The 25,191-nt window shown below is 65.0% G+C and carries 28 protein-coding genes; 14 read left to right on the top strand and 14 right to left on the bottom strand.

The window, feature by feature from the left end; all coding sequences use genetic code 11:
• Positions 1-15 precede the first annotated feature (15 nt).
• Both LOK44_RS19670 and LOK44_RS19665 read right to left on the bottom strand, forming a co-directional pair.
• Positions 16-1,143 carry an alpha/beta hydrolase gene (locus tag LOK44_RS19670; RefSeq protein ID WP_237571781.1) on the bottom strand — a complete coding sequence of 376 codons (1,128 nt, stop codon included), beginning with the start codon at positions 1,141-1,143 and terminating at the stop codon, positions 16-18.
• Positions 1,140-2,384, bottom strand: a complete 1,245-nt coding sequence (locus LOK44_RS19665; RefSeq protein WP_237571780.1) for an MFS transporter — start codon at positions 2,382-2,384, stop codon at positions 1,140-1,142. The genes LOK44_RS19670 and LOK44_RS19665 overlap by 4 nt, the downstream gene beginning before the upstream one ends.
• Positions 2,385-2,547: 163 nt before the next feature.
• On the opposite strand from LOK44_RS19665, the gene LOK44_RS19660 reads away from it, so the two are divergent.
• Both LOK44_RS19660 and LOK44_RS19655 read left to right on the top strand, forming a co-directional pair.
• Positions 2,548-3,435: a helix-turn-helix transcriptional regulator gene (locus tag LOK44_RS19660; RefSeq protein WP_237571779.1), complete on the top strand. Its 888-nt coding sequence runs from the start codon at positions 2,548-2,550 to the stop codon at positions 3,433-3,435.
• Positions 3,432-3,914 carry a cyclophilin-like fold protein gene (locus LOK44_RS19655; protein WP_237571778.1) on the top strand — a complete coding sequence of 161 codons (483 nt, stop codon included), beginning with the start codon at positions 3,432-3,434 and terminating at the stop codon, positions 3,912-3,914. The genes LOK44_RS19660 and LOK44_RS19655 overlap by 4 nt, the downstream gene beginning before the upstream one ends.
• Before the next feature lie 4 nt (positions 3,915-3,918).
• Here LOK44_RS19655 and LOK44_RS19650 read toward each other — a convergent pair whose 3' ends face one another.
• The 5 genes from LOK44_RS19650 to LOK44_RS19630 all read right to left on the bottom strand — a co-directional run bounded on the left by LOK44_RS19650 (position 3,919) and on the right by LOK44_RS19630 (position 7,772).
• The gene (locus LOK44_RS19650) at positions 3,919-4,623 is read right to left on the bottom strand and encodes a dienelactone hydrolase family protein (RefSeq protein ID WP_237571777.1); all 705 of its coding nucleotides are present in this window, start codon (positions 4,621-4,623) and stop codon (positions 3,919-3,921) included.
• A gap of 66 nt (positions 4,624-4,689) precedes the next feature.
• Positions 4,690-5,058: a nuclear transport factor 2 family protein gene (locus LOK44_RS19645; protein WP_237571776.1), complete on the bottom strand. Its 369-nt coding sequence runs from the start codon at positions 5,056-5,058 to the stop codon at positions 4,690-4,692.
• Positions 5,059-5,177: 119 nt separating this feature from the next.
• The gene (locus LOK44_RS19640) at positions 5,178-6,293 is read right to left on the bottom strand and encodes a GGDEF domain-containing protein (RefSeq protein WP_237571775.1); all 1,116 of its coding nucleotides are present in this window, start codon (positions 6,291-6,293) and stop codon (positions 5,178-5,180) included.
• Positions 6,294-6,776: 483 nt separating this feature from the next.
• Complete coding sequence (locus LOK44_RS19635; RefSeq protein ID WP_237571774.1) at positions 6,777-7,031, bottom strand: hypothetical protein; 255 nt, start codon at positions 7,029-7,031, stop codon at positions 6,777-6,779.
• A gap of 168 nt (positions 7,032-7,199) precedes the next feature.
• Positions 7,200-7,772, bottom strand: a complete 573-nt coding sequence (locus LOK44_RS19630; protein WP_237571773.1) for a DUF4334 domain-containing protein — start codon at positions 7,770-7,772, stop codon at positions 7,200-7,202.
• 95 nt (positions 7,773-7,867) lie between these two features.
• Here LOK44_RS19630 and LOK44_RS19625 point away from each other — a divergent pair, with 95 nt between their 5' ends.
• Positions 7,868-9,151, top strand: coding sequence for an FAD-dependent monooxygenase (locus LOK44_RS19625; protein ID WP_237571772.1), 1,284 nt, complete (start codon positions 7,868-7,870; stop codon positions 9,149-9,151).
• Between the two features lie 11 nt (positions 9,152-9,162).
• Entirely contained in the window at positions 9,163-9,867 is a 705-nt protein-coding gene (locus tag LOK44_RS19620) for a TetR/AcrR family transcriptional regulator (protein ID WP_237571771.1), read from the top strand.
• A gap of 477 nt (positions 9,868-10,344) precedes the next feature.
• Here LOK44_RS19620 and LOK44_RS19615 read toward each other — a convergent pair whose 3' ends face one another.
• Together LOK44_RS19615 and LOK44_RS19610 are read right to left on the bottom strand one after the other, a co-directional pair.
• A complete protein-coding gene (locus tag LOK44_RS19615; protein WP_237571770.1) occupies positions 10,345-10,485 on the bottom strand; it encodes a hypothetical protein in 141 nt (46 codons plus the stop codon).
• A 181-nt stretch (positions 10,486-10,666) separates the two neighbouring features.
• Positions 10,667-11,434 (bottom strand): isocitrate lyase/PEP mutase family protein, encoded by a 768-nt coding sequence (locus LOK44_RS19610; RefSeq protein WP_237571769.1) that lies wholly within the window; start codon positions 11,432-11,434, stop codon positions 10,667-10,669.
• A gap of 259 nt (positions 11,435-11,693) precedes the next feature.
• Here LOK44_RS19610 and LOK44_RS19605 point away from each other — a divergent pair, with 259 nt between their 5' ends.
• From LOK44_RS19605 to LOK44_RS19570, 8 genes are all read left to right on the top strand, one after another.
• On the top strand, positions 11,694-11,858 hold the full coding sequence (locus tag LOK44_RS19605; protein WP_237571768.1) for a hypothetical protein: 165 nt from the start codon (positions 11,694-11,696) through the stop codon (positions 11,856-11,858).
• Between the two features lie 96 nt (positions 11,859-11,954).
• A complete protein-coding gene (locus LOK44_RS19600; RefSeq protein WP_237571767.1) occupies positions 11,955-13,115 on the top strand; it encodes an NAD(P)/FAD-dependent oxidoreductase in 1,161 nt (386 codons plus the stop codon).
• Positions 13,116-13,126: 11 nt separating this feature from the next.
• Positions 13,127-13,534 (top strand): cupin domain-containing protein, encoded by a 408-nt coding sequence (locus LOK44_RS19595; protein ID WP_237571766.1) that lies wholly within the window; start codon positions 13,127-13,129, stop codon positions 13,532-13,534.
• A gap of 11 nt (positions 13,535-13,545) precedes the next feature.
• Positions 13,546-14,289, top strand: coding sequence for an SDR family oxidoreductase (locus tag LOK44_RS19590; RefSeq protein ID WP_237571765.1), 744 nt, complete (start codon positions 13,546-13,548; stop codon positions 14,287-14,289).
• Between the two features lie 295 nt (positions 14,290-14,584).
• A complete protein-coding gene (locus LOK44_RS19585; RefSeq protein WP_237571764.1) occupies positions 14,585-14,773 on the top strand; it encodes a hypothetical protein in 189 nt (62 codons plus the stop codon).
• Entirely contained in the window at positions 14,773-15,453 is a 681-nt protein-coding gene (locus LOK44_RS19580; RefSeq protein ID WP_237571763.1) for a cutinase family protein, read from the top strand. The genes LOK44_RS19585 and LOK44_RS19580 overlap by 1 nt, the downstream gene beginning before the upstream one ends.
• Positions 15,454-15,587: 134 nt before the next feature.
• Complete coding sequence (locus LOK44_RS19575; protein ID WP_237571762.1) at positions 15,588-16,097, top strand: cupin domain-containing protein; 510 nt, start codon at positions 15,588-15,590, stop codon at positions 16,095-16,097.
• Between the two features lie 28 nt (positions 16,098-16,125).
• Positions 16,126-16,773: an FMN-dependent NADH-azoreductase gene (locus tag LOK44_RS19570; RefSeq protein WP_237571761.1), complete on the top strand. Its 648-nt coding sequence runs from the start codon at positions 16,126-16,128 to the stop codon at positions 16,771-16,773.
• Positions 16,774-16,979: 206 nt separating this feature from the next.
• On the opposite strand, the gene LOK44_RS19565 is transcribed toward LOK44_RS19570, so the two are convergent.
• Complete coding sequence (locus LOK44_RS19565; protein WP_237571760.1) at positions 16,980-17,678, bottom strand: SDR family NAD(P)-dependent oxidoreductase; 699 nt, start codon at positions 17,676-17,678, stop codon at positions 16,980-16,982.
• A 214-nt stretch (positions 17,679-17,892) separates the two neighbouring features.
• Between LOK44_RS19565 and LOK44_RS19560 the strand changes: the two genes are divergently transcribed.
• Positions 17,893-20,667 carry a helix-turn-helix transcriptional regulator gene (locus LOK44_RS19560; RefSeq protein WP_237571759.1) on the top strand — a complete coding sequence of 925 codons (2,775 nt, stop codon included), beginning with the start codon at positions 17,893-17,895 and terminating at the stop codon, positions 20,665-20,667.
• Between the two features lie 295 nt (positions 20,668-20,962).
• Here LOK44_RS19560 and LOK44_RS19555 read toward each other — a convergent pair whose 3' ends face one another.
• The 4 genes from LOK44_RS19555 to LOK44_RS19540 form a co-directional block, all read right to left on the bottom strand.
• A complete protein-coding gene (locus LOK44_RS19555; RefSeq protein ID WP_237571758.1) occupies positions 20,963-21,988 on the bottom strand; it encodes an NAD-dependent epimerase/dehydratase family protein in 1,026 nt (341 codons plus the stop codon).
• 355 nt (positions 21,989-22,343) lie between these two features.
• Entirely contained in the window at positions 22,344-23,069 is a 726-nt protein-coding gene (locus tag LOK44_RS19550; protein WP_237571757.1) for an SDR family NAD(P)-dependent oxidoreductase, read from the bottom strand.
• Entirely contained in the window at positions 23,066-23,269 is a 204-nt protein-coding gene (locus LOK44_RS19545) for a hypothetical protein (RefSeq protein WP_237571756.1), read from the bottom strand. The genes LOK44_RS19550 and LOK44_RS19545 overlap by 4 nt, the downstream gene beginning before the upstream one ends.
• Complete coding sequence (locus tag LOK44_RS19540; protein ID WP_237571755.1) at positions 23,266-24,213, bottom strand: alpha/beta hydrolase; 948 nt, start codon at positions 24,211-24,213, stop codon at positions 23,266-23,268. The genes LOK44_RS19545 and LOK44_RS19540 overlap by 4 nt, the downstream gene beginning before the upstream one ends.
• On the opposite strand from LOK44_RS19540, the gene LOK44_RS19535 reads away from it, so the two are divergent.
• On the top strand, positions 24,212-25,051 hold the full coding sequence (locus LOK44_RS19535; protein ID WP_237571754.1) for an NAD-dependent epimerase/dehydratase family protein: 840 nt from the start codon (positions 24,212-24,214) through the stop codon (positions 25,049-25,051). The two genes, LOK44_RS19540 and LOK44_RS19535, sit on opposite strands and share 2 nt — an antisense overlap.
• The last annotated feature ends 140 nt before the right edge of the window (positions 25,052-25,191 follow it).

Here is a 25,191-nt window from a genome sequence, read left to right as displayed (position 1 = left end):
CTCTCGGGGCGGGGATCATTCCTGGCTGTTCAGGCTGTTCTCGAAGAACGTGGTGAGCGTGTCGAACGGGATGAGGTCGACGCGGTCGTAGAGGTCGACGTGGCCGGCACCGGGCACCGTGACGAGTTGCTTGGGCTCAGCGGCGAGCTGGTAGGCCTGCTCGCTGAATTCCCGCGAGTGGGCCTGGTCGCCGGTGATGAACAGCATGGGGCGGGGCGAGATCGTTTCGATGCCCTCGAACGGGTAGAAGTTCATGAACCGCACGTTGCTGCTGAGGGTGGGATGCGTCGTGGTCGCCGGACTGTTTCCCCGTGCGGTGCGGTAGAAGTCGTAGAACTCCCGGTCGATGGCCGTCGACTGGTCGGTGAGTTCCTCCGGCGTCCCACCGGTGTATTCGACGTCCCCGCCGGCGAACTCGACGTCGCGCTGGGCAGCGGCCGCGGCGAGTATCTGCTGGCGCTGTTCCGGGGTCACCGAGTTGCGCAGTCCATTGCGATTGGCGCCGCCCATGTCGTACATGCTCACGGTGGCAACGGCTTTGATCCGCGGATCGATCTTCGCGGCACTAATGACGAAGCTGCCGCTGCCGCAGACGCCCAGCGCTCCGATCCGCTCGGTGTCGACGAACGACTGGGTGCGCAGATAGTCCACCGCGGCGCTGAAGTCCTCGGTGTAGACGTCGGGGGCGACGAGATTGCGCGGTTGACCGTCGCTCTCACCCCAGTACGACAGATCCAGCGACATCGTGACGAACCCCTGTTCGGCCATCTTGGTCGCGTACAGGTTGGCGCTCTGCTCCTTGACCGCACCCATCGGGTGTCCTACGACCATCGCGGCGTTCTTGACGTTGCGATCGAGATCGTTGGGCACGAACAGGTTCCCGGTCACGTTCATCTGGTACTGGTTCTTGAACGTCACCTTCTGCACGGTCACCCGGTCGCTGGTGTAGAAGTTGTCCGCTCCGTTGGACGTGTCACCCGCGGCCAGGGTCGACGACGGGGGCGCCGATGACGGCGCGGACGGGGCGGCCTCGGGTGCGGACGGAGCGCAGCCCGCCGTGGCCAGCACGCCTAGCGCGGCTGCGCCCCCGGCCAGCTTCATCAGGCGGCGCCTGCTGGATCCCGTGGTGTCGAGTGCGGTCATGACGAGTACTCCTTCGTGTGACGTGAAATCGATTGTTGGAATGAACTTTCAATGGCCTTGCGCTTCAGATGTGCGTGCGCCAGTGCAGCGAGCGGAACGAGCGTCAGCGCGGCGATCACCGTGCCGATGACCGGAGGCCCCAGCTCTGAGAGCGGGGACTCCAGGGCACGCCCGGCCATCCACGATCCGACCGCGGTGCCGAGGTTGAACGCGGAGGTGCTCAGCGCCGACGCCAGCGTGGGCGCCTGCTTGGCGAAGCGGACCGCCAGGGCGATCAGGATGGGGTTCACGGTCATCGACGTCAGTCCCAGCAGCGCAACGAGGACCACGGTCGGCAACGTGTGGCGAGAGACGAGACAGATGGCAATCAGGATGGCCGCCGTGGCACCGGCCGCCACGAGCGTGGTGGCATACGGGCTGGTGTCGCCCAGACGGCCGCCGAGAAAGGAACCGGCGAGGGCACCGACGCCGAACCCCACCAGCGCCAGCGGAACCAGATTCGCCGGCAGCCCGGCGCGACCGGTCAGCAGCGGCGCGATGTAGCTGTAGGTGGCGAGCGTGCCGCCCATGATCATCGTGGCCGACGCCAGCACGAGCCACAGCCGCGCGGAACGCAGGCTGGCGAACTCCGACCGCACGGAAGCCCGGGGCTGCGTCGGATCGTCGTGGGGGACGTACCGGATGACCAGGACGAAGGCGAGAGCGGCGAGTACAGCGAGCACCCAGAAGGGCCCGCGCCAGCCGATGAGCTGGCCCGCGAAGGCACCCAGTGGGACGCCGATGACGTTGGCGAGCATGCCGCCGCCGAGCACGATGCCCAGTGCCCGTGAACTCGCCGCCGGGCCTGCGGCGCGGCTCGCGACGACGGCGGCCACCGCCCAGAACGCCCCGGTGGCCAGTGCGGTGACGAAGCGGGCACCGAGGAGCAGCGTGAAGCCCGAGCCGAAGGCGACCACCAGGTGCCCGACGGCGAACACGCACAGTGCGAGGGCCAGCGTCGTCCGGCGGGGTAGCCGCAAGGTCAGGATCGCCATGCCTGGCGTTCCGACGATCATGCCGACGGCGAAGACCGTGATGAGCCCGCCCGCGCGGGCGGGCGTGACGTCGAGGTCGTTGGCGATCTCCGGCAGCAGTCCGGCGATGATGAACTCGGTGGTTCCCATCAGGAACGTGCCGATCGCCAAGACGTAGGTGACGAACGGCAGTCGGCGGGTGTCGGCATCCGTTGTGGCGCTGGTCATTCGAGCCTCCTTTCGGGGGAAGTGATGGGGGCGGTGCGATGCAATCGGCGACCGCGCTTGCTCATTCGAGGAAACACCGGCGCCACGCCGCCTGGGAGTCCCTGACGAAGGGTGTATCGGTAGTACGTCCCATCTCGGGTGGAGCCCTCGTACCGTGGTCGGCATGGACAACCGTGCCGAGGTTCGCGAATTCTTGATGTCGCGGCGGGCCAAGATCACACCGCAGCAGGCGGGCATTCCCGAATACGGCAAGCGCCGCGTCCCGGGGCTGCGCCGCGGCGAGGTCGCTTCGCTTGCCGGGGTCAGCATCGAGTACTACAGCAAGCTCGAGCGCGGCGGGTTGGCCGGCGTCTCCGCGTCGATCCTCGATGCGATCGCCAGGGCCCTGCAGCTCGACGACGCCGAACGCGCTCACCTGTTCCACCTCGCGCACGCGGCGGACGGCACCAGCGCAGGCATGCGGCCGCGACGACGACCTGCCAAGCGCTGGGTCCCGCGCCCGAGCCTGCAGTGGGCGCTCGATCACTTCACCGCTCCGGCGATCGTCCGCAACGGTCGGATGGATCTGCTTGCCGTCAATCACCTCGGCAGGGGCATGCACGCGGCGCTGTACGACAGCGATCCCGGCCGACCGCCCAACTTCGCCCGGTTCACGTTCCTGCACGAGGATTCGCACACGTTCTATCCGCACTGGGACGAGGCGGCCGACATCTGCGTCGCCATCCTCCGCACGGAGGCAGGCCGCGACCCGCACGATACTGCGCTCCAAGATCTGGTCGGCGAATTGTCCACCCGCAGCAAGGAGTTCAGGCGGCGGTGGGGAGCCCACGACGTCCGGACGCACGGGGCCGGGGCGAAGACGTTCCACCACGACGTCGTCGGCGATCTCGAACTGTTCTACGAGAGCGTCGACATGATCTCCGACCCAGGACTCACCCTGACGCTCTACGTCGCCGAACCCGCCTCCCCCACTGCGCATGCGCTCGACCTGCTGGCGTCGTGGACGGCGAATCAGCCGGTCGAGGCCGAGTCCGGGCAGCATTCGACGTGAGACCGCTCAACGCATTGGTCGCCGCGCTGGCCGGGGTGCTGGTGACGGGCTGCAGTTCCGCACCGTCGCCCGCCGCGCAGTCCGGCGATCCGACACCAGTGGCCTCCAACAAGTCACCGAGCGACTCCACCCGCATACGCATCGTCGTCGGTGAGGTCGAGTTGACGGGTCGACTGTTCGACAACTCGACCGCCCGTGACCTGAGAACACTGTTGCCCGTGACGTTGACGTTCGCCGACCTCAACGGCGTGGAGAAGACGGCACCGCTGCCCCGGAAGCTGGCGGTCGACGGCATGCCGGACGGCGACGACCCCCGCGTCGGCGACCTCGGATATTGGTCGCCCGACGGCGATCTGGTGATCTACTACGGCGACGTCGGCTACTGGAGGGGCATCTCGCGGATCGGCGAGGTCGATGGCGACATCCCAGCCGTCCTTCGGGACACCGGTGAGTTCACCGCGACCGTGGAGTCCGCGTAATCGGTCAGCTCAGATGCGTCGCGAAGAACGCGAGGATGCGGCGCCACGCGTCCTCGGACTCCGGTTCCGAGTAGTGGAAGCCCGTCACCCGTTCGACGACGCGCACCGGTGACGGTGTACCCCAGTCGTTCATGAAGGAATGGCCGACGTTCGGGTACTCCTTGACGTCGTGCGGCACGTTGCCCTCCGTGAGGACGGTCTCGAGTCGGGCGGCGGCACCGGGCAGCATCCGATCCTTGGCGCCGTAACTGCCGACCAGCGGGCAGGATTGGGTCAACGCAGACAGGTCCTCGCTGGGCAGCACGCCGTAATTGGGTGCGGCGGCGTCGAATACCCCGCGCGGCGCGAGCAACAGGCAGAATCCGCCACCCATGCAGAACCCGACGATCCCGACCTTGCCGGTGCAGCGTTCATCGGCTGCCAGGTGGTCCCGCGCGGCGATGATGTCGTCGATCGCGGCGCCGCGACCGGTCGACAGCGCCCGCATCGTCGACACCACGCAGCCGGGCTTGAAGCCGCGGCGGAACAACGCGGGGGCCAGCGACAGGTACCCCTGTGCGGCGAACCGGTCGGTGATGGCGCGAATGTCCTTGGTGAGCCCGAAGGCGTCTTGGATCACGACGACGCCGGGCGCCGGCTCCGACGACGGAGGTGCGGCGAGGTGTCCGGGCAGTGGCCCGGCCGGGGCGGAGAAGCGGATCTCGGGCATGGCGCTCCTTCGTGGCGTGACGGTGGCCATGTTGCCCGATGCGGCACTGCGCCGCGGGACATCAGGTCATCCGTTGGGCGGGATCAGGACCGTCCACAAATCGGTGATCAGACCGTCTGCGATGAGTGCGACGTCGAAGCCCGACATCGACGGTTGACCGTTTGCCGGGTCGACGAGCTGCCAGGCGAGATATCCGAAACCCTGCAGGCGTCGGACCGGGCCATCCGCGACGAACTGCATATCACCCAGGTTCTCTTGCAGCCCAACGCACTTCGCGTCAAGGGCCGCATGCCCGGTCGTGACGCCCTCGTCGTCGGTCCAGCGCACGTCCTTCGCATACGTCCGCTCGATCGCCGCCGCGCGCGTGTCGCCGTCGCGCTCGTTGAACACCTCGATCAGGTTGGCGACCATCAACTGGTCGATCGCGTCTGCCATGGCACTTCCCTCTTGGTCTCGGACGACGTTGCACAGCGGGCCTGGCAACACGCCACGACCGGGACCCTAGCAGTTTTGTAACGGGGTGAATAGAACGCGGGCGGCCGTCGACACCGCCGTCATCCATGCCCATCGATTGGCGGTACGTGGATCGTCGCGTTGCCACCTTGGCGCTTCGCGTCGAACATCGCGTGGTCGGCCCGTTCGATGATCCGGTCGAGCCAGGTCGCCGGCTCCATTCCGGTTAGGGCGGTTCCGCCGAGGGCAACGCTGGAAACGCCCACGCTCGCAGTGATCGGGGGTTCGGCGGGTGCGGCGATCGCGTACCGGACGCGGTCGACGTCGCGGTGGGCACGGCCCGGGTCGACGACCACGAACTCCTCGCCACCCACCCGCGCCACGAGGGCCGTGCCGCGCACCGCGGACTTGATCCGTCGTGCGGTGCGGATCAACACCTCGTCGCCGACCGTGTGGCCGAAGGTGTCGTTGACGTCCTTGAACCGGTCGAGGTCGACGACCATCACGATGGCGGCATCGTTCACGTTCGAGCGCAGCAGGTCGCCGACGTGGAGGTGCAGACCGCGCCGATTCAGCAGGCCGGTGAGCGGATCGGTGATGGACTCGTTGGCGTCGTTGCGCAGCGCCCAGATCGCGGCCTGAATGCCCAACGGAGTGCCGACCACCAGCGCCACCGACATCAAGGTCTTCGCGGTGAACTCGACGACGTCGAATTGCGCGGCGGTGCTGACGTGCACGGCGAATGCCGCCGTCGTCAACAGGATCCACAGCACATGACACACGAGGGCTTTCGGGCCGTCGAAGAACACGAGATAGACCGACAGCATGGTGAAGAAGCTGAACCCGAACGACCCGAGCACCCAGCTCGGGTCCAGCAGCACCATCACGGTGATCGCGATGTCGGCCGACACCACGAACGCGAGCGACATCCTCCGCGACGGCCACGGCCGTGCACACCACGCCCACCCCCACGCGAGTTGCAGGGCCGCGAAACCGACCACGGCGACCTGAGACGCGCGCGAGTTGGCCGACGGCAGGAGGAGGATCAGGGAGATCACGCCGTCGAATCCGGTGCCCAACCCGATCAGGTACTGGACGGCCCCGGACATCGAGCGCTTGGCGAAGTACTGCACTTGCGCCGCGTAGTCGACTGGCTCACCCCACCACTGGCGGACGAGACGGCCGAATACGGCGACGCTCCCCGCATTCGCCAGCATCCCGCACTCCCCGTTCACGTCCCCTGCATCGAGTCGCCGGGGTGCCGAGTCCAGACCTGCCGCGATTGACGCAGGTGTCAAGACGTTGTGACCATAGCGGGTGCGTGGCCGCGCCGGGGGGTTGCGAGTTCGTCCAGGAATAGAGAACGGCCCCCGGAGAGATCTCCGAGGGCCGTCCTACCTAGTAGCGGGGACAGGATTCGAACCTGCGACCTCTGGGTTATGAGCCGGCCGGTTGCGTTCTCGCCCTTCTACCTACGTCGCTAACGTGCAGGTCGGCTACGTTCTTACGTCTTGCGTGTCACGCGGTGTCGAAGTGGTCGGCCCCGTTGCGCACGGTTTCGTTCACAAATCCGTTCACAACGTTCGCGGAATGCTGGCGCATGGGATCACCTCGGCGCCTGCGGGTACAAAGCAGGCCGAGGCTCCGACTCATCGTCATCGTCGAGGATGGACGTACAGCTGGAGGGCGACAGAACGCGGTCAGCTCAACCCTGGACTGAGGCTCTTGATATCGGCGTACAGGCTTCGAAGCGCCGCGTCGGACATGTCAATAATCGGTTCATACATGAACGAATTCACATGGATGTTCTCGGGGGTCATGAGCACGACCCCATCAAGTGTGTCGCGGCTTCCCGGCGTTCCGTGTCCTCTGCTCTTGAACGCTTGGAAGAGCTTCTGTGTTTGGTTTCCATCGATCGCGTTCGTGAAGGCGGGATCGTTAAACTCCGCCACCATGTAGCTCTCCGCGAGAAGGCCGACTCAGCATCGACCACGGCCGACTTCGAATAGGTTGAGCGCGAGGGCACCGGAATGCTGAGTGGACTCGACGCTGGGCCGGTTGAACAAAGGCGACTGTTTCCACAGGCGTCGATGAGCTGTATTTAATCCTGAAGAATCCATCATTCACTGCGGTGCAGGGCAGCGACGCAGCAGCGCGTAGTCGGGGTGATGCACCAGACCGCGGTGCTCCACCGCAGCGACGATGGTGCCGCTGTCGATGGCGCGAAGATAGTCGAGCACCGGCACTTGGTCGTAGACCAACGTGGCCGTGAGGACGCCGCGATACTCGACCATGCGGAGTCGCCCGATCGGCGCGGAGGTCTCTACCTCGTTTCTCCTCGCCGAGATGTCCCGTTCGCCTGTGCTGAGCACTGCGAGCACCGATGGAAGGTCGGCGGCGAACACCCCGTTCCCGTCGGGTTTCGGGTAGAGCAGCGGGTCAACAGTTTCGGCATCGACGAATCGGGCTCCCCACCAGCCACTTTCGATAAGCATCTTGCCGCCGAGGGTTTCGGCGTAACTGGGGTCGACCTTCCAGGTCCCTATCAGCATGTCGATGCTCACCGGATTCAGGGTGTCGAAGGTGACCGCCATGTCGGCCTGGGTGAGCGATCCGTCACGGCACATCCGTTTGATATTCATCAACGTTCCTTTCGTTGTCTTCCCGCGCGGAGCGGTGCTGTTCCCTGCAACCACTCGTACTGACTAGATAGTCCCAAACGGTCACTATTTGCCAGAGTCGGCATCTCGAACTGCGGAATCAAACTGACCGCTTTTCAGTTATGGTCAGTATGAACAACAAAGAGGCATTACAGCAAGGTCGGGTAGCCGACGCAGGGCGGGTTTTGGTGGTCGGAATGGGCGTCAGCGGCATCGCCACGGCGACTCGTCTGCACGCAGCCGGCTGGACACCGGTCATCGTCGAACGCTCCGCCGAGCGGCGCCGCGGTGGCTATTTCGTCGGACTGTTCGAAGCCGGATTGATCGCCGCCGACCGCCTGGGGATCCTCAGCCACCTACACGACCGCAATCCATACTCACTCAGTTATCTCGTCGACCGCAGCGGCCGCAACTTCCGCACCTTCTCCATGAAAGATCTGCCGGGCCGGCCGTGGCTGATGCTGCGCGGCGACGTCGAACAAGCCACCTTCGCGGCCCTTCCCGCGGATGTCGAGGTGCGCTACTCCACGGTGCCCACCTCGATCGTGCAGGACGACGACGGGGTGGATGTCACCTTGGCGAACTCGGTCACTGGGCAATCGGTGACCGAACGGTTCGACCTCGTGGTCGGGGCCGACGGGTTGCGCTCGACAGTGCGGTCTCTGGTCTTCGGCCCGCACAAGCAGTACCTTCATCGCCTGGGCTACATGGTGGCCGCGTTCGAATTCCCTGGCACGCCAGCTGGTCTCGAACCGGGCGTGAGCGTACAGCTGGTCGAACCCGACCGGGCGATGTGGGTGTTCGCGTTCGCCGACCACGACCCGACGATCATGATCTCCTACCGGACCGACGACGTGGACGCCGAGTTCACCTACCGCGCGGCGGACCGCATTCGGGAGGTCTTCGCCGACCAGCCGCTGGGCGCCACGCTCAGCGATGTCCTCGATGCACTCGATCACGCCGAACACGTGCTGTTCGATTCCGCCGAGCAAGTTCACCTGAACACGTGGCACCAGGGACGGGTACTGCTGCTCGGCGATTCCGCCTGGTCTGTCACCCTGTACGCGGGCATGGGCGTGTCGGCCGGCCTCATCGGCGCGGACCTTCTCGGCGAGTTGCTCGAACGCCACCCTGGGGATGTGCCCACAGCCCTGAGCGAATGGGAGCAAGGCTTGCGCCCCTACATCGAGGAGTACCAAGCGGTGGGCCTCAAACAGCGCGCATTCTTCGTCCCAGATGCGCTGCGGCAGATCCGGGTGCGCCGCGCCATGTCGGTGGTCACGCGCTTCGCCCTGGGCCGACGCCTGCTGAGCAAGGCGCTCGAAGGTGCGGTGGAGGCGCGAACCACCGACATCACCGCCAAGGCGTTGCAGCGTCTACGGTCCTCCCATCCGCTGCCCGCAGCCAGGGTATGAAAGGAGGCGTGATGAGTGAACTCCCCGAACGCCAGTCTGCAACAGCAGCGCGCATCCTGGCCGCCGCCGACGAGCTGTTGCAGGCCCGCGGCAGCAAGGCGGTCACGGTGGCTGCCGTGGCGGAAAAGGCGGGGGTGGGCAAAGGCACGGTGTACCTGTACTGGACCAGTAAGTCCGATCTTCTCCTGGGGCTGATAGGCCGGGATTTCCTCGACCTGGCCGAACAATTCACCACCGACCTACAGGCAGACCCGGATCTGGCCCGGCCCTCGCAGCTCTTTCCAAGCCTGATGCGCAGAGCGGCCCACCGACCGTTCGTCAGAGCGATACTCCGCAACGACGACGGACTGCTGGGAACACTCGCCGGCGACCCCCGTTCGGCTGCACTGGTCGACGCGCTCGGCCCCGATGCCCTGATGAACACCATGCTGCCCGCTTGGCGCAAGAATGCTCTAGCGCGCACAGACTGGCTGCTCGACGAGCAGGCCTACGCACTCATGGCCCTTTACCGTGGCTTTCTTGTGCTCGGGAGTGAGACATCGGGCAAGGCAGCCTCGCCAGACTCATCGAGCGTCCTGGCCCGCGCGGTGACCGCCTTGCTCGGGCCCGAACGCCCCGCCAGAACTCAGATGCACGACGTCGCCGCCCAGGGCACCGAGTTTTTGGCCCGCGGATCGGCTGTCGTCCTGGGGATCATCACAGCTTCTGCGCCATAAGAGTCCCCGAAATAACCTCATGGGAAGGACGGGTAGGGGGGTCAGCGCCGAGGGCTTCGCATCGGAGGGCAGGATCAGCCGTCTGCCGACGAAGGCCAGGAAGTCGCTGCGCGCCTGGGGCAGGGGCCTCCCGATACGTTGCAGTACTTGGTATCTCACGATGCGACCGGCCTGACGGGAAACAGTGATCACCAGTCGCCGCGACGGTCGTGTCCCTCACCTCGCCGCTCGCAGGTAACCCAGAGGGACGTGGACCCTTAAATGCTCCCCCCTCGACGCTCGCCGCTCAGCTGGCGCTGCATGTGCGCCGAAGGTTGTCGAAGCCAGGTAAGTCCCCTGTCGGGTTCAGCGTGCGTTGTCGTCCCAGGAGAATACTGTCTCTGCGATCAGCGGCGGGGACCCGATAAATTCGTAGTATCGCGGATTCCACCATTTGGTGAACTCGCTTTCGTACGCCACCACCGCGCCGATCAACTCCTAGGCGATGATCGCGTCGTCGAACTCCAGGAACACGATCAGTTGCGCGTCACCGTCAGGACGCGGCTGCAATAACATCCGCTCTCGGTAATAGCCCACCGCTCGTGCTCGCTCAGCCAGTCCGAAGACGTCCTTCTCCACTTCGGCAAGGAGTTCACCGGAAGCCGTCGATGCGGTCGGCGGGGATGGTGACGGTGAAAGCTGTTACGGCCATTGGCTATTGCCTTTCTTCGTGCCGGCTAGCGGTCAGTGGCTTACTGGCCGATTTTTTTTGGGCCGGAACGGACATGACGAACCGGCGGTTCGCAACTGTCAGTCGATTTCAACCCCAGCGCTTGAGAATGTCCTGCATATTTGCAGTCAATGCCGTTTGCAAGAAGGGACCGAAACTGATCCGCGCTATCCCCAGCGCCGCCAGCACGCCCGGATCATGTTCGTCTGGTCTCGCCACGGCATTGACAGGCAAGGGCAATTCGTCCGCCAGACGCCGGTGGGTGTTCTCATCATGGAGTCCGATGGGGTAGAGGCAGTCGGCCCCGGCGTCGGCGGCATCGCGCAACCGGGCGATCGCGCGCTCAATCCTGTCGGACGCGTCGCCGAGTTCATGCAGAATCACGTCGGTCCGGGCGTTGAGCACCATATGCACGCCGGACTTGTCCGAGGCGGTGCGCAGCGCAGCCACCAGTTGAGCCTGTTCAGCGGAAGTGCGAAGTCGGCCAGCCTCGCTGTGCACCGTGTCCTCGACATTCAGGCCCACCGCCCCGACCTCGAGTAGACGGCCGATCATCCTGTCGGCACTGACGCCGTAGCACGACTCAACATCGACCGACACCGGAACATCGACCGCGGCAGTGATCTGCGCGACGCGATCGAGCACGTCTTCGAACTGCATCCCCTCGTGGTCGGTCTTGCCCATCGAATGCGCGAGGGGTTTGCTTCCCACCGTCAGCGCCGCGAATCCGGCGTCGGCAGCCACCTGGGCTGACCACACATCCCACACGGTGGGCATCGCCACCGGGTCGCCCGGCCGGTGCAGTCCTAGCAGCACCTCGGCGCGGCCGGCGAGATCGCTGCGAAGCGACTGGTTCATCTTCCCCTCTTCCCTGACCATTGGAATGCACTAGCGCAGACGAATCCGGCACTTCGGCGAAGTCGCCTCAATCGGGCATCGATGACCTGCGTCGATCTATTGGAATCGACTCCGTGACCCCACAGCGTAACGATCGGCCGTGTGCCCATGGCGTCTGCGCAAGCCTACTGAATCGAGTCCACCGGCAAACGTCGACGTCGTACCCCGCCCGCGTGGCTGTCCGCGGACTACGGGTTTTCCGTGGTCCCTGGATGGTGCCGTGAATGCAACCATCGAGACGGCCAACAACGATGGTGACGCGAAGGGCGGAATGACGAATGTTCTCGTCCTCGGCGGCGGCTTTGCCGGTTCGTGGAGCGCAGCGGGCTCGGTCCGTCTGGCCCGCTGCGTGGGCGATGCCCAGCCGAACAATGGTATCGACTAGTCCATCAATATCCAGAGGGTCTACCCGCCCACCGACTCAGCCGAAGTGCATCTGGCCAACGCCGGCAGTAACGGCGCCTGAATTGAGGAGCAGCACATGACATCCACCACCCGCGTCGTGGTCGTCGGCGGCGGATATGCCGGCGTCCTGGCCGCCAACCGGTTGAGCCAGCGCACCGACATCGACATCACCTTGATCAACCCGCGGCCTCAATTCGTGGAACGCATTCGTCTACATCAACTCGTCGCCGGCAATGACGATGCCGTTGAGGACTACTCGGCGATTCTGACCGACCGCGCGAAGCTGGTGGTCGACACCGCGCAACGTATCGACGCCGACGCCAAGGTGCTGCGTCTGGCCTCGGGCACCACCCTGGACTACGACTATCTGATCTATGCCGTCGGCAGCACCGCCTCGGTACCAATCAGCGTGCCGGGCGCAGTTGAATTCGCCTACCCGTTGGGCGAGTTGGAAGCAGCGCAGCGGCTGACCGCCCGCATGGCCGACACGGCGCTGCAGGCGCCGATTGTGGTGGTCGGCGGCGGGCTGACGGGTATCGAAGCTGCCTCCGAATTCGGCGAGGCCGGACGGTCGGTCACCCTGGTCACGGGCGCACTTGGTCCCTCGCTGGCCAAGGGGGGACGCCGGTCGGTCGCCAAGCGCCTGAAGAAACTGGGTGTCACGGTCGTCGAGAACGCCACCGTCACGCAGGTGCAAGCTGACAGCATCACCTTGGGCGATGGCACCGCACTGCCCAGCTCGGTCACGGTGTGGACGGCCGGGTTCGCAGTGCCCACCCTGGCCTCCGACAGCGGACTGTCCACCGATCGGCTCGGCAGACTGCTTACCGACGAGACGCTCACCAGCGTCGACCACCGCTCGATCATCGCTGCGGGCGACTCGGCCTCCCCCTCAGCGCAGCCGCTGCGGATGAGCTGCCAGCTCGCCATGCCACTGGCGTCGCACGCCGCCGACACCCTGCTGGCGCGCCTGGACGGCAAGGAACCCAAGAACCTGAACCCGGCCTCGGTAGGGCAGTGCATCAGTCTGGGCCGCCACGCCGGCACCATCCAGATGTCGCACTTCAACGACCAGGCCCTGCCGATGCACATCGGCGGCAACCTCGCCGCCTCCATCAAGGAGTCCGTCTGCAAGGGCACACTGTCATTCCTGGCCAAGGAGGCCCGTAAACCGGGCAGCTACTTCTGGCCTCAGGGCGGCAAGCGCCAGAAGAATCTCACCAAAACCCCAGTCTGAGAGGGACACTGATGTCTGATGTGATGCAACGGCTGATGAAGGCCATGACGGTGATCCAGTCCGTCGAACCGCCGCGGATTCCCGATGGCGCCCACGCGATGACCGCGATCATCGAATGGGGCCCCGGGGACCGCGGCGCACCACCGCACCGCCACCCCGGCGGGCCGTGCTTCGGCTATGTCCTGGAGGGCGAGATGCTCTTCGAACTCGAAGGCGAAGCACCACGGGTGATCAAGGCCGGCGAAGCGTTCTGGGAGCCCGGCGGCGATGTCATCCACTACTCCGACGGCAACAACCGCGACGACAGCACGCTGCGATTCCTGGTGACCATGCTCTGCCAGCCCGGTGTCGACATGTTCGTTCTGGTCGACGACGCTGAACTCGAACAGCGCAAAGATCGTCGCGTACCGAAGAACTGAAAGGAACATCGATGAAGATCACCGTTGTCGGCGCCACCGGACAGATAGGCGCCCGCGTAGTCGACTTGCTCACTGCTGCAGGCCATGAGGTCACCGCCGCCTCGCGTGCCAGCGGGGTGGATGCGGTTACGGGTGACGGCGTGGCCGCAGCCCTCGACGGGGCGGACGTCGTGGTCGATGTCCTCAATTCCCCCACTATGGAACCCGGTCCCGCCGTGGACTTCTTCACCGGCTCGGCGACCACGCTGCTCGCCGCGGCCAAGAAGGCCGCCGTGAAGCACTACCTCATGTTGTCCATCGTGGGTGTCGGCAGCGTCGAGGCCGAGGGATACCTGAACGGTAAGCACCTGCAGGAAGAACTGGTCGCGAACTCCGGCGTCCCGTACACCATCGTTCGGGCCACCCAGTTCCACGAATTCACCGAGGGCATCGCCGGATCGCTGCTCGTCGACGGCGAAGTCCACGCACCGGATGCGTTGATTCAGCCGATTGCCGCCGCCGAGGTCGCCGCAGTGATTGCCCGTGTCGCCACCGAGACACCACGCAACGATGTGCTGAACCTCGTTGGCCCGGAACAGATGTCATTCGCAGACCTGGCCCGTACCGTCTTCACACATCAAGGCAAAGAGCTGCCCATCGTGGTTGACCCCGAGGCCACTTACTTCGGTGTCGCGGTGCAGCAGAAAAGCTTGGTCACCTCAGATGACGCTGAGCTGGGCGGCACGCGCCTCGCGGAGTGGTTACAACATCGGTGAGCAACTGCAGCCACGTTGTTCCTCGCCGCCGGTGACTCCTCCGATGCACGTCACTCTCGTCGCGCATCAGACCCGTTCTCGCACAGCCCTCTTACCGACCTGATCCACGACGCTACGAACCTAGGAGAACGCAATGCTCGTAGCTTTATCGGGTGATTGCGCGGGCCGAGCGGAGACGCTGGTTGAGTTACACAGGCTCGGTGACTCGGCGGCGCGTCACACAGTCTGGCGAGCCGGGCCGGGCCCGTGCAACGATGATGCCCGATCGCGGGTGCTTGCGGTCGGAGGTCTGCCCATGGCCCACCTCGTCGGTAGAACCGGCACGAAGGCCAATTCGTCTGCGCGCAGGCTCGATCGGGACTTGCAGATGACCACGGCAGGCAACGTGCAGGGCCGGCCCCGTGCCGAATCGAGCTGCGGGCTGATTGCCCACGACAACGCTCTGACGGCCAAGACCCACCGGACGTTGGGAGGCTGGCGCTGATGCGGCGGAATATCGGCGCCGCGGTTGCCGCGGGCGTGCTGGCGCTGGTGCCGGTCGGCCCGGCTGTCGCGCCCGCTGCGGCCGCCTCGTGCGAGGACGTCGAAGTGATCTTCGCGCGCGGCACTTTCGAAGCCCCGGGCATTGGCCGAACCGGGGACGCATTCGTGAACTCACTACGTCCGCGAATCGGTGATCGAACGCTCGGTGTTTACGCGGTGAATTACCCCGCATCACTGGACTTCGCGCGTGCCGTCGATGGAATTGTCGACTCCAGCAACAGGATCCGCGCCGTGGTCGACTCGTGCCCGAGTACCCAGATCATCCTGGGCGGTTACTCTCAAGGCGCAGCGGTCAACGCCTATGTGACCATGGACTCGATCCCCGAGGGGGTCGTTCTACCCCCTGGTATCACGGAAACCCTTGGCGCATCTCAACGCGACCGCATTGTGGCGGTCGTGCTGTTCGGCAAGCCATCGGCGGCCGTCGTCGGCCTGGTCAACCGAACCGCCCCGCCGATCACCATGGGCGCCGCCTTCGTGGACAAGACGCTCGATCTATGCGCGCCGCAGGACCCAGTATGTGAGGCCGGCAGCCTCGACCGGGCCGCGCACAGTCTGTACGCGGTCAACGGCATGGCCGAGCAGGCGGCCACCTTCGCGGCCCGACAGTTGCCGGCCTGAGGAAGGCCAGATGACACGCGATCCCTGTCCGGAGCAGCTGCGCAGTCTCGCGGTCGGTGCCCTTTGCTTTCAGCCTGACCGGGGCGGGTCCAAGCGAATGACCGATACCCACGAAAAGACTTGAAGGAGAAGTCATGTCACTATGGAGCCCGAAAACCATCATGGACGTCCCGCCATACCCGCCGGCGAGGTTTGACGGGGATCGGGAGATCAGCGCGATCGTGCGCCGCGGCGATGCCCCCGAGGATTACGCCGTAGGAACATCGAAATTCCACTATCTGGTCGATCAGAAAACCTCAGCGGGTGATTACGGTCTGTACCGCGTCGAACTGGGCCCACGTGCTGCCGGTGCCGCCGCGCACTACCACAAAGCTATTTCTGAGGCGTTCTACGTCCTGACCGGCGGCATGCGGTTGTACGACGGCGACAAATGGATCGATGCCACACAGGGCGACTTCCTCTTCGTCCCGCCCGGTGGCATCCACGGCTTCCGCAATGAAACCGACGACGCTGCTGAGTTCCTGATTCTGTTTGCGCCGGGCGCACCACGTGAGGCCTATTTCGAGGGCCTCAAGCATCTTGCGGAGCTGACCGACGAACAGCGCATCGAATGGAACCAACGTCATGACAGCTTCTTCCTCTGATCAGCAACCCTCAGCCGACAGGACGACTATGAACCACCTCCTCCACATCGATTCCTCCGTCCGCGCCGAGAACTCGGTGAGCCGTGCACTCACCGCCCGCGCCGCCGGGCAGTGGCGTGCGGCCCACCCCGAAGGCACCGTCACCTATCGAGATTTGGCGGCGAACCCGGTGCCGCACTTGGACGCCGAGAACGGGTTGGCGTTGATGACACCGCCCGAACAGCACACCCCAGCCCAGGCCCGCACCTACGCATTGAGCAAGACGCTGATCGACGAGATCAAGGCCGCCGACACCGTGATCCTGGGCATGCCCGTCTACAACTGGGGCGCACCGAGCCTGATCAAGACCTGGGTCGACCACATCATCGCCATCGGAGTGTCATACGCCCCCGATGGCACCAGTCTGCTCGGTGACACCGAGTTCATCGTCTTGGAAAGCCGCGGTGGAGGCTACGGGCCCGGCACCCCGCGGCACGGCTGGGACCACGCCGAATCCTGGCTCGCCCACGGTGTTTCGATGACCGGCCTCGTTCCGCGCATCATCACCGCCGAACTCACCCTGTCCGCCACCGAACCGGCGATGGCACACCTGCAGCCGCTGGCCAAGGAAAGCCTGCTGCGCGCCCACGCCGAGATCGACGCTTTATGGACGATCGACGATGAGAGCGCAGCCTGACTGCCGATCCGAGCGAATCAGCGCGATGAGGCGCCCCGACTGTCCCCGCCAGTTCCGGCGTAGCTCCGCGGGTATACCGACTACGCAGTGCGGGATGAGGGTCTTGTCGGAGTGTGCGCCTACCGACGCAACCGGGCGGCAGTACCGGCACATGGCCGGGCGATTTATCTAGCCAAGTCTGCTTGGAGACGTTGGTCGTGCCGGACTTAGGCCACAGTTGCTCCGCCGTCGACAAACAGGGTGACCCCGGTGATGAAGCTCGCGCGCGGTGAAGCGAGAAAAAGTATGGCTTCGGCGACTTCGGCGGGGTGCGCGAGGCGGCCCAGCGGTATCTCCGGACTCAGCACGATGTCGGTGGCCGTGGGCCCCGGTGCCACGCTGTTGACTCTGATGCGGTGGCTACCGAACTCTACGGCCCAGGTGCGTGTCAGGGATTCAACGGCTGCCTTGGTGGAGCTGTAGGTGGATGCGCCCGGTGTCCCTTTGGACGCGGGCGCCGAGGTGACGTTGACGATCACTCCGCCGCCGTGGCGGATCATCCCCAAAGCGACCTCGGCCACCAGGTAGTAAAGGCCGCGCACGTTGGTGTCGTAGGTTTTGGTGAAGCAGTCGATGTCATGGTCGACCGACAGTGCCCGGGGCGCGGCGGCCGCGGTATTGACCAGGATGTCGATGGGGGCCTGGCCCGCCAGATAGTCGACGGATTCCAGGTCGGCCATGTCCGCAGCAATGAATCGGGTGCCGCCTCCGATATCGGAGGCGGCGACACTTCCACGACGGGCGTCGCGGCCGCTGATGATGACGTGGGCGCCGGCCTGCCGCAGCAACCGCGCGGTGGCCAATCCGATGCCTGAGGTCCCGCCGGTTACCAGCGCGGTTAGTCCCGAGAGTTCTAATTCGCTCATCACGTGCCCTCAATCTGTGGATCGGTTGCGTCGGGCTCATGCACCGCGTGTCGACAGTGACAGGTACGTCAACGGCAGGGACCACGGAAAACCCGTAGTCCCTGCCGAGCGCGGGTAGCTCTGCAGCCCCAGACTCGGCATGAAATAATTTGCTCGTACCGCGGCCAGCGGCGTTGGCCGCATCCGACGTTCCGATGAGGCGGCCAACTCGATCGTGGCGATCTCCGATCCCAGCAGTGCCGCGTTGCCCGGTCGCGCCGCTGAGAGCCACACACTGCAGGACATGCTGGTCTCGCTTCGGTCGGGGCGCAGTGAGGTGCTGGTGCTGCTCGGTGAGGCCGGTATCGGCAAGACGGCGTTGCTACACCACCTCCGGGAATCTGCATTGGACTGCACTGTGTTGAGCGCGGTCGGTGTGGAATCGGACATGGAGTTGGCATTCGCCGGGCTCCAGCAGCTGTGCACACCGGTGATGGAGTTCCGATCGGGCCTGCCGCACCCTCAGCGGAAGGCATTGGAGAGGGCTTTCGGTCTCAGCGACACCGGTGCACCGCCGGACCGTTTCCTGGTGGGGCTGGCGATCCTGGGACTCCTGGCCGCCGCGGCACAGGACCGGCCGGTGCTGTGCATGGTCGACGATGTGCAGTGGCTAGATCAGGTGTCCACGCAGACGTTGTTCTTCGTCGCGCGTCGACTACATGCAGAGTCTGTCGGGTTGGTGTTCGCGCTGCGCACACCAATCGACGGCACTGCGGATCTGCCCACTCTAAGAGTAGGAGGGCTCGACGACGCCGATGCTCGTAGGCTGCTGGAGTCGACGTTCCCGGGGCGTCTGGATTCGGCGATGCGCGATCGAATCGTCGCCGAGTCGCGAGGAAATCCTTTGGCGCTTCTGGAGAGTCCGAAGAGTGTCGATGCCTTCGACGCCACCGTCGGCGTGCAGCGCAGCCGGATGCGTTCGCCCGGGCTCGGAGTCGAGCAGCGCTACCGACGATTGATCGAGAACCTGCCCGACGAGACGCGGACATTCCTCCTGGTCGCGGCCGCCGAACCGGTGGGAGACCCAGCGCTGCTGCTGCGTGCGCTGGCGCATCTGGATCTGAAACCGACGAGCATGACTCCCGCCCAAGACGCTGGTCTCGTCGAGTTCGACACCCGGGTGCAGTTTCATCACCCGCTGGCACGATCTGCGGCCTACGGGGTGGCGTCCGTCGAGCAACGGCGCACCGCCCATGGCGCGCTGGCTGCGGTAACCGACCCTGCCATCGACCCCGATCGGCGGGCCTGGCATCGCGCGCTGGCTACCGATTCCGGGGACGAGCAGGTCGCCCTTGAACTGGTCGTGTCTGCAGAGCGGGCCCGGCAGCGCGGTGGAACCGCCGCGGTGGCAGCGTTTCTGACACGCGCCGTCGAATTAACTCCGGATCCTTCCATCCGCAGTGAGCGGGCGCTGGCCGCCGCCGAGGCGCACCGCGAACTGGCCTCCTTCGCCGCCGCTCATCGCCTGCTGTCGACGGCCGAGCGCGGCCCGTTAACCTGCTTTCAGCGGGCACGGTTGGCCCAGCTGCATACCCGGCTGTCCTTCGCCTCAGCTCGCGCAGACGGCGACCCTGCCGCCCTTGCCGAGGCCGTCACGCAATTCATCGCAGTAGCCGAGCAGTTGGCGCCACACGACAGAACCCTGGCCGTCGAGGCCTACCTGGAGGCGCTGAGCACCGCGATGTATGTCGGTCGCAGCGCAGATGGCTTGACGACTGAGGTCGCCACGGCGGCCTGGGCGGCACTCAACGAGCTGACACCACACGGCCCGCTGGAGCTGGTCACCCACGCGCTGGCCCAACGATTGGCCGTCGGTGCGGTGCAAGCGATGCCCGCCATGCGCCGTGCGGTGGATGCGCTCAAGGAGTCGACCCGCGCAAAGGCGACCGAATCGGGATGGTTCTGGCGGGCGTTTCCTATCGTCCACGAATCATTGATCCACGAAACCTGGGACGACGGCTGGAGCGAGATCTCCTTGCACGCCGTAGAGGTGGCCACCGACGCCGGTGCGCTAGCGCTGATGCCTGCGGCGCTGCTGTCCCGTGCCGGCGCACACTTCGAAATGGGTGAACTAGCCACGGCCAGTGGCCTTGTCGCCGAAGCCAACGACCTGTCGATCGCCATCGGCTATGCGCCGTTGAAGTATCACCGGATGATCGTGACGGCATGGAAGGGCGACGAACCCGAGGTCGCACGACTGGCTGCGGCGGCGATCGCGTCCGGACGGGCACGGGGCGAGGGGCGGTTCGTCGGGCTGGCGCACTACGCCACCGCAGTGGTGAACAACGGACTGGCCCGCTACCCGCAGGCTCTGGCCGCAGCACGCAGCGCCTTCGAGTACGACGATCTGGGCTTCCATCCTGAGTTACTGACCGAGATCATCGAGGCCGCAGTGCGAACCGATGACCGACTGCTTGCCGAGCAGGCTCTCGAATCCCTCCAGGACCGGACACGGGCGGCCGGCACACCGCGCGCTCTGGGCTCGCTTGCGCGATCGCAGGCATTGCTGTGCAACGGGGAGCAGGCGAAATCGCTATACGAGGAAGCGATCCGGCACTTCGAAGCAACTTCGCATGCGGTGGCTCTGGCCCGTGCACGCCTGCTGTACGGGGAGTGGCTGCGCCGTAACGGTCCTGCGACCGCTGCACGTGAACCGCTGCGGATCGCCCATGAACAGTTCGTCCAGTTCGGTTCAATGGCCTTCGCAGAGCGGGCCCGCCGGGAATTGCAGGCCGCCGGTCAGAAAGCCCGCAAACAGCCCACCACCAAAGGGGACCAGCTGAGTCCACAGGAACAGCAGATCGCGGAACTGGCGAAGCAAGGCCTGACCAACCAGGAGATTGCCGGCCAGTTATTCCTCAGCGCCCATACAGTGGAATGGCATCTGCGAAAGGTATTCACCAAGTTGGGGATTCGCTCGCGGCGCGCACTACGCCAGAAGCTCAGTTAGCCGACCTTCGACGCGGAGACGGCTCGCAAAGCAGCGCGCGCCAACAGCAGGGCTTTCGCCAAGACATGGCCCGGCCGGCCCACAGCAATTGTGCACGCCAGGTCCAGCTCCGGCTTGGTCCGGAGCCCTCTGGTTTGATTCCAGCGCCGACTCGCCATCTCCCCTAGTCGGAGTATCTGAGGTGATCCCCGGGACATGCAATCACCGCATGACTAGTGCTCGTTTGGCTCACCAAGAAAACCATCGGTGCGCACCGGACCGAAGCAGGGTTGCGCCGTCGGCGATCTGGGGCGTGCTAAACAAAATCTCTTTCGAACAGCGAACGAGCAGTGTCGATGATCGTCTCGCTCACCGGGCGTGGAGACCATCCGAGCACGGACTTGGCTTTCGCGTTTGTGATCTGTGGGCGCCGTCCCAGCTGCGTGAGCGCCTCACGAAGTGCCGGCACCGTCGTGGCGAGTTGGCGTACTTCCTCGTCGCTGTACTCATCCGTGGTGACCTGCGACGCAGCTTCGCCCAAACCGTCGCGCAGAATGTGGGCGAGTCCAAGGAAGCTCTGCGGCGGCCCATCTGCGACAAGGAGGATCCGTTCCCCGGATGCACCGTCGTTGATCATCGCCTGCAGGTGCGCCGAGGCGACATCACGGACATCAACCACGCCGAAGTATTGGGGCACCACACGTTTAAGTTCTCCGGTGAGCATGGACTGGATGAATTTCACTGAGGTCGAAAGGTGAGTTCCGATAGTGGGGCCGAAGATGCCGACCGGAGCGAGTGTGGTGAGCCGCAGGCCACCCCCTTCGTGAGCAATGAAATCCCACGCTGCGCGTTCAGCGATCGCTTTAGAGCGGATATAGGCGGTGTTTTCGCTCGCGGGATCGGTCCAGTCTTGCTCAGACCACTGGTCGCCGGCTTTCGGGGAGTAGCCGACTGCCGCGAATGATGAGGTGAGCACGACCTTCTCGCAGCCAGCGTCACGTGCATGCCGCAAGACCCGCAGCGTTCCGTCGCGCGCCGGCACAATGATTTCGTCGTCGCTTTGCGGCGCTTCGGCCGGGAACGGCGAGGCGATGTGCAGCACGTAACGTGCCCCATCTGACGCCGCACCCCAGCCTTCGTCGCTCGTAAGATCGGCCAGCGCGAACTGGACGCGGCGAGCGTCGAGGTGCTCAGCGGCAAGGATGTCGCGGACGTCCTGCGCGCGTCGCTCGCTACGGACGGCAGCACGAACGGTGTGCCCTTGACGGAGTAACTGACTGACTACGTGGCTTCCCACGTAGCCGGCAGCACCGGTGACAAGAACCGTTGGTTGGTCAATCATTGAAACCCCTTCGTACGACGCCGACACATGGCAGCGGTATTGAACGGTGGCGATACGGACGACTACATCGTTGTGCTACCTGGCTGTCAGATGCCGGGTTGGGCACTGCGCCGCGCACGACGCGATGGAGCATCCATTGCGGCCGGTACGTCGGTGCTTTGAGCGTTTCTTGAAGCCCTCTCCCGTTTAGGACGTCAGCGCCGTTGCTCCGCGGAGTCGGTGTGGAGGAGCGCGGCAGCCTCCTGGCGGTCACTTGATGACCACGGTCATAACGTCGGCATCTCCGGGGGTTTGTGGTGAAGTTACGCTCTGCCCCACCGTGAGGGTGTTCGTCAGCCCGGCGTATTTCGATTCGTCATACAGCGCTGCCTCCACCATCAACGTGCAGGGTCGACCCCGTGATGAACTTCGCACGCGGGGAGGACAGGAACAGAACGGCCTCGGCAATCTCGTCAGGCTCAGCGGTACGCCCCAGCGGCAGCGCGCGCCCAAGTTCGTCGTTAGTGTCTCCCCATTCCGCCCGGACACCCTCGGTGTTGGTGGGGCCGGGTGCGACGCTGTTGACGCGGACACCCGAGCCGCCGAATTCGGCTGACCATGACCGCGTCAGTGATTCCAGCGCAGCTTTGGAGGCGCTGTAGGTGGAGGCGCCCGGCACACCTTTGAACGCCACCATCGACGTGATGTTGACGATGCTGCCGCCGCCTTGGGCGAGCATGTGAGGGACGAGGGCGGCAACCAAGAAATAGGCGCCACGAACGTTGGTTGCGAACGCTGTATCGAAAGCCGCAGGGTCCTGATCTACGGTGAGCGAACCTGGGAAGTAGGCCGCGTTGTTCACCAGGATGTCGACCGGACCGACTTCTTGCGCCATGGCTCTCACCTCGTCGAGATCGGCCATATCAGCAGCCCGGAACTGCGCCGCTCCGAGTTGCGCGGCAACGGATTCCCCACGTCGGCGGTCTCTGCCGGTGAAAACCACACTGGCCCCTGCCTGAGCGAGCAGGCGCGTGCACGCCAGGCCGATGCCGGCGGTGCCACCGGTGACCAGGGCTCGATAGCCGATCAGTTCATTGCTCACTGGGCTGCCACCCTGTCTCCGAACTTCACGTCGGGAATCACCGAAACATGCCTAATTACAGGACTATTCTGGGCGACGGTGGTTCCATGGCACGTCGCGCCAGGATCGGTGACGATGCCGGTGTCCAGACCTTGAGCCGTCGTCACAATCAAGCACAGATGGACCAAAGTCGACTTCTCGGCGACAACGGTGATCGTCATTGTCCGAATACCTTTCGCAGGGTGTGAATGGCGAACTCGATTGCCGCGGTGGCAGCGGCAGTTTCTCGAACCGGGTTGAGCATCATGAAGTCGTGAATGATGCCATTGACTCGCAGACTGGTGGTGGGCACTCCGGCGGCGGTGAGCTTGCGGGCATACGCTTCGCCCTCGTCGCGCAGTACATCGTTTTCGTCGACGATCACCAGTGCCGGCGGCAGCCCCTGGAGTTCTTCGATGCTGGCTCTCAGCGGTGACGCGGTGATTTCGGACCGCAGGGCCACCTCGGGTAGGTAGCAGTCCCAGAACCAGGCCATCGCCTTGGCGGTCAGGAAGGGTCCGTTGGCGAATTCGGTGTAGCTGTCGGTGTTTTGCGCGGCATCGGTGACCGGGTAGTACATCGACTGGTGGACGAAGGTGACGTCGCCGCGCTGCTTGGCCATGATCGCCACTGCGGCGGTCATGTCGCCACCGACCGAATCGCCGGCGACGGCCATTCGGGTCGCGTCCAACCCCTCGCCGGCGCCGTGGCGGGTGATCCACTGGGCGGTGGCGTAGGCCTGTTCGATAGCCACCGGATAGTGGGCTTCCGGGGAGCGGTCATATTCGACGAACGCGACGGCGGCGTGGGCGCCGACAGCCAGCTCGCGCACCAGGCGGTCATGAGTGGCGGCGTTGCCCAGCACCCAGCCGCCGCCATGGATGTAGAGCACCACCGGTAGCGGGCCACTCGCCTGGGGTGGGGTGACGATGCGCACGGCGACGTCGCCGTGGTCACACGCCACGGTGACCCAGCGTTCCTCGACGTCGAGCTTGGCGACGGGTGTGGCCTGCACGTCGTCGAGAACTTTCCTGGCGCCCTCGGGGCCCAGTTCATAGAGGAACGGTGGGGTAGCGGTGGCGTCGGCGAACGCTTGTGCGGCAGGTTCGAGCACGTGATCGGGCATGAGTTCCAGCCTCGTTTCTCCTGGCGAGGAAAGGACCCCGGAAAGTCCGTGGTCCGGCGCGCAATATGCAATTAGCCGGCTATCAGACGGAAGATCGGCGCTGCGCAGCCACACGCGAAGGGCCAGCCGGTCGCCGCATCAGCTCTGTTCCCTCGCACAACTCCAAACGGTGCGTGCGGCTGGTCCTACCCGGCTGCCGCACCATCGTCTCAAAGCTGCTGCAACCCCACTGAACCCGTCGCCACCTCATGGTGCCGGACCGTCACTCGCGGTCCGGACTGTTCGAGACTACGGATTCTCCAGGGTGCCTGGGCGGGCACGGCGGTGCGAGAGTGCATTAGTGACCTCACATGCTGACCAACCGAGAATTCTTGTGACCGGCGCGGCCGGCTACGTAGGCAGCCATGTTGTCAACCAGCTACTCCGCAGCGGCTATACCGTGCGTGCCGCAACCCGCAGCGAGCGACGTGCGCAGGAGGTTCTGGACACCGTTGCGTCGCAAGGCCTTGATCCGCACGACGTGGAATTCGCAGTCGCCGATCTCACTGCTGACGAAGGCTGGCCACGTCAGATTCTGCACCAGCGGCCCCAGGACCGGTTGAAGCAGACACCAGCGGATTTCGGTCACCTCAGCGCCCACCGTCATCGAATGGGGCAGGTGTATTGCCGCCGCGTCCGTGCCGACGTCGAGCATCCCCGCAGGGTTGCCCGGAGCCGCATCCGTTTGTCGCTGTGGGTCGAAAAACAGCGCGATCGTCGGCCGATGTCAGCGTTCGCGGCGTATCTCCCGAACCCGAGATCTCTTACATTCTTCTGGTGCTGCCCCCTCCCCCAATGAGGGGTCAGGCGCCCCGCAACCCCGCTGACCCGGCCACCGAAAGCCGTTACCTGACCGCAGTATCGGCGCACAACAACGAAAGGAATGCACATGTCCGACGTGACTCGAATGGATGCGCTTCCGGGGCCTTCCAGGCGCAA

Source organism: Mycolicibacterium lacusdiani, assembly GCF_021916785.1.
GTDB classification, from domain to species: domain Bacteria; phylum Actinomycetota; class Actinomycetes; order Mycobacteriales; family Mycobacteriaceae; genus Mycobacterium; species Mycobacterium lacusdiani.
Note: the sequence above shows the minus strand (reverse complement) of the source record. Positions and strands in the feature narration are given on the sequence as shown.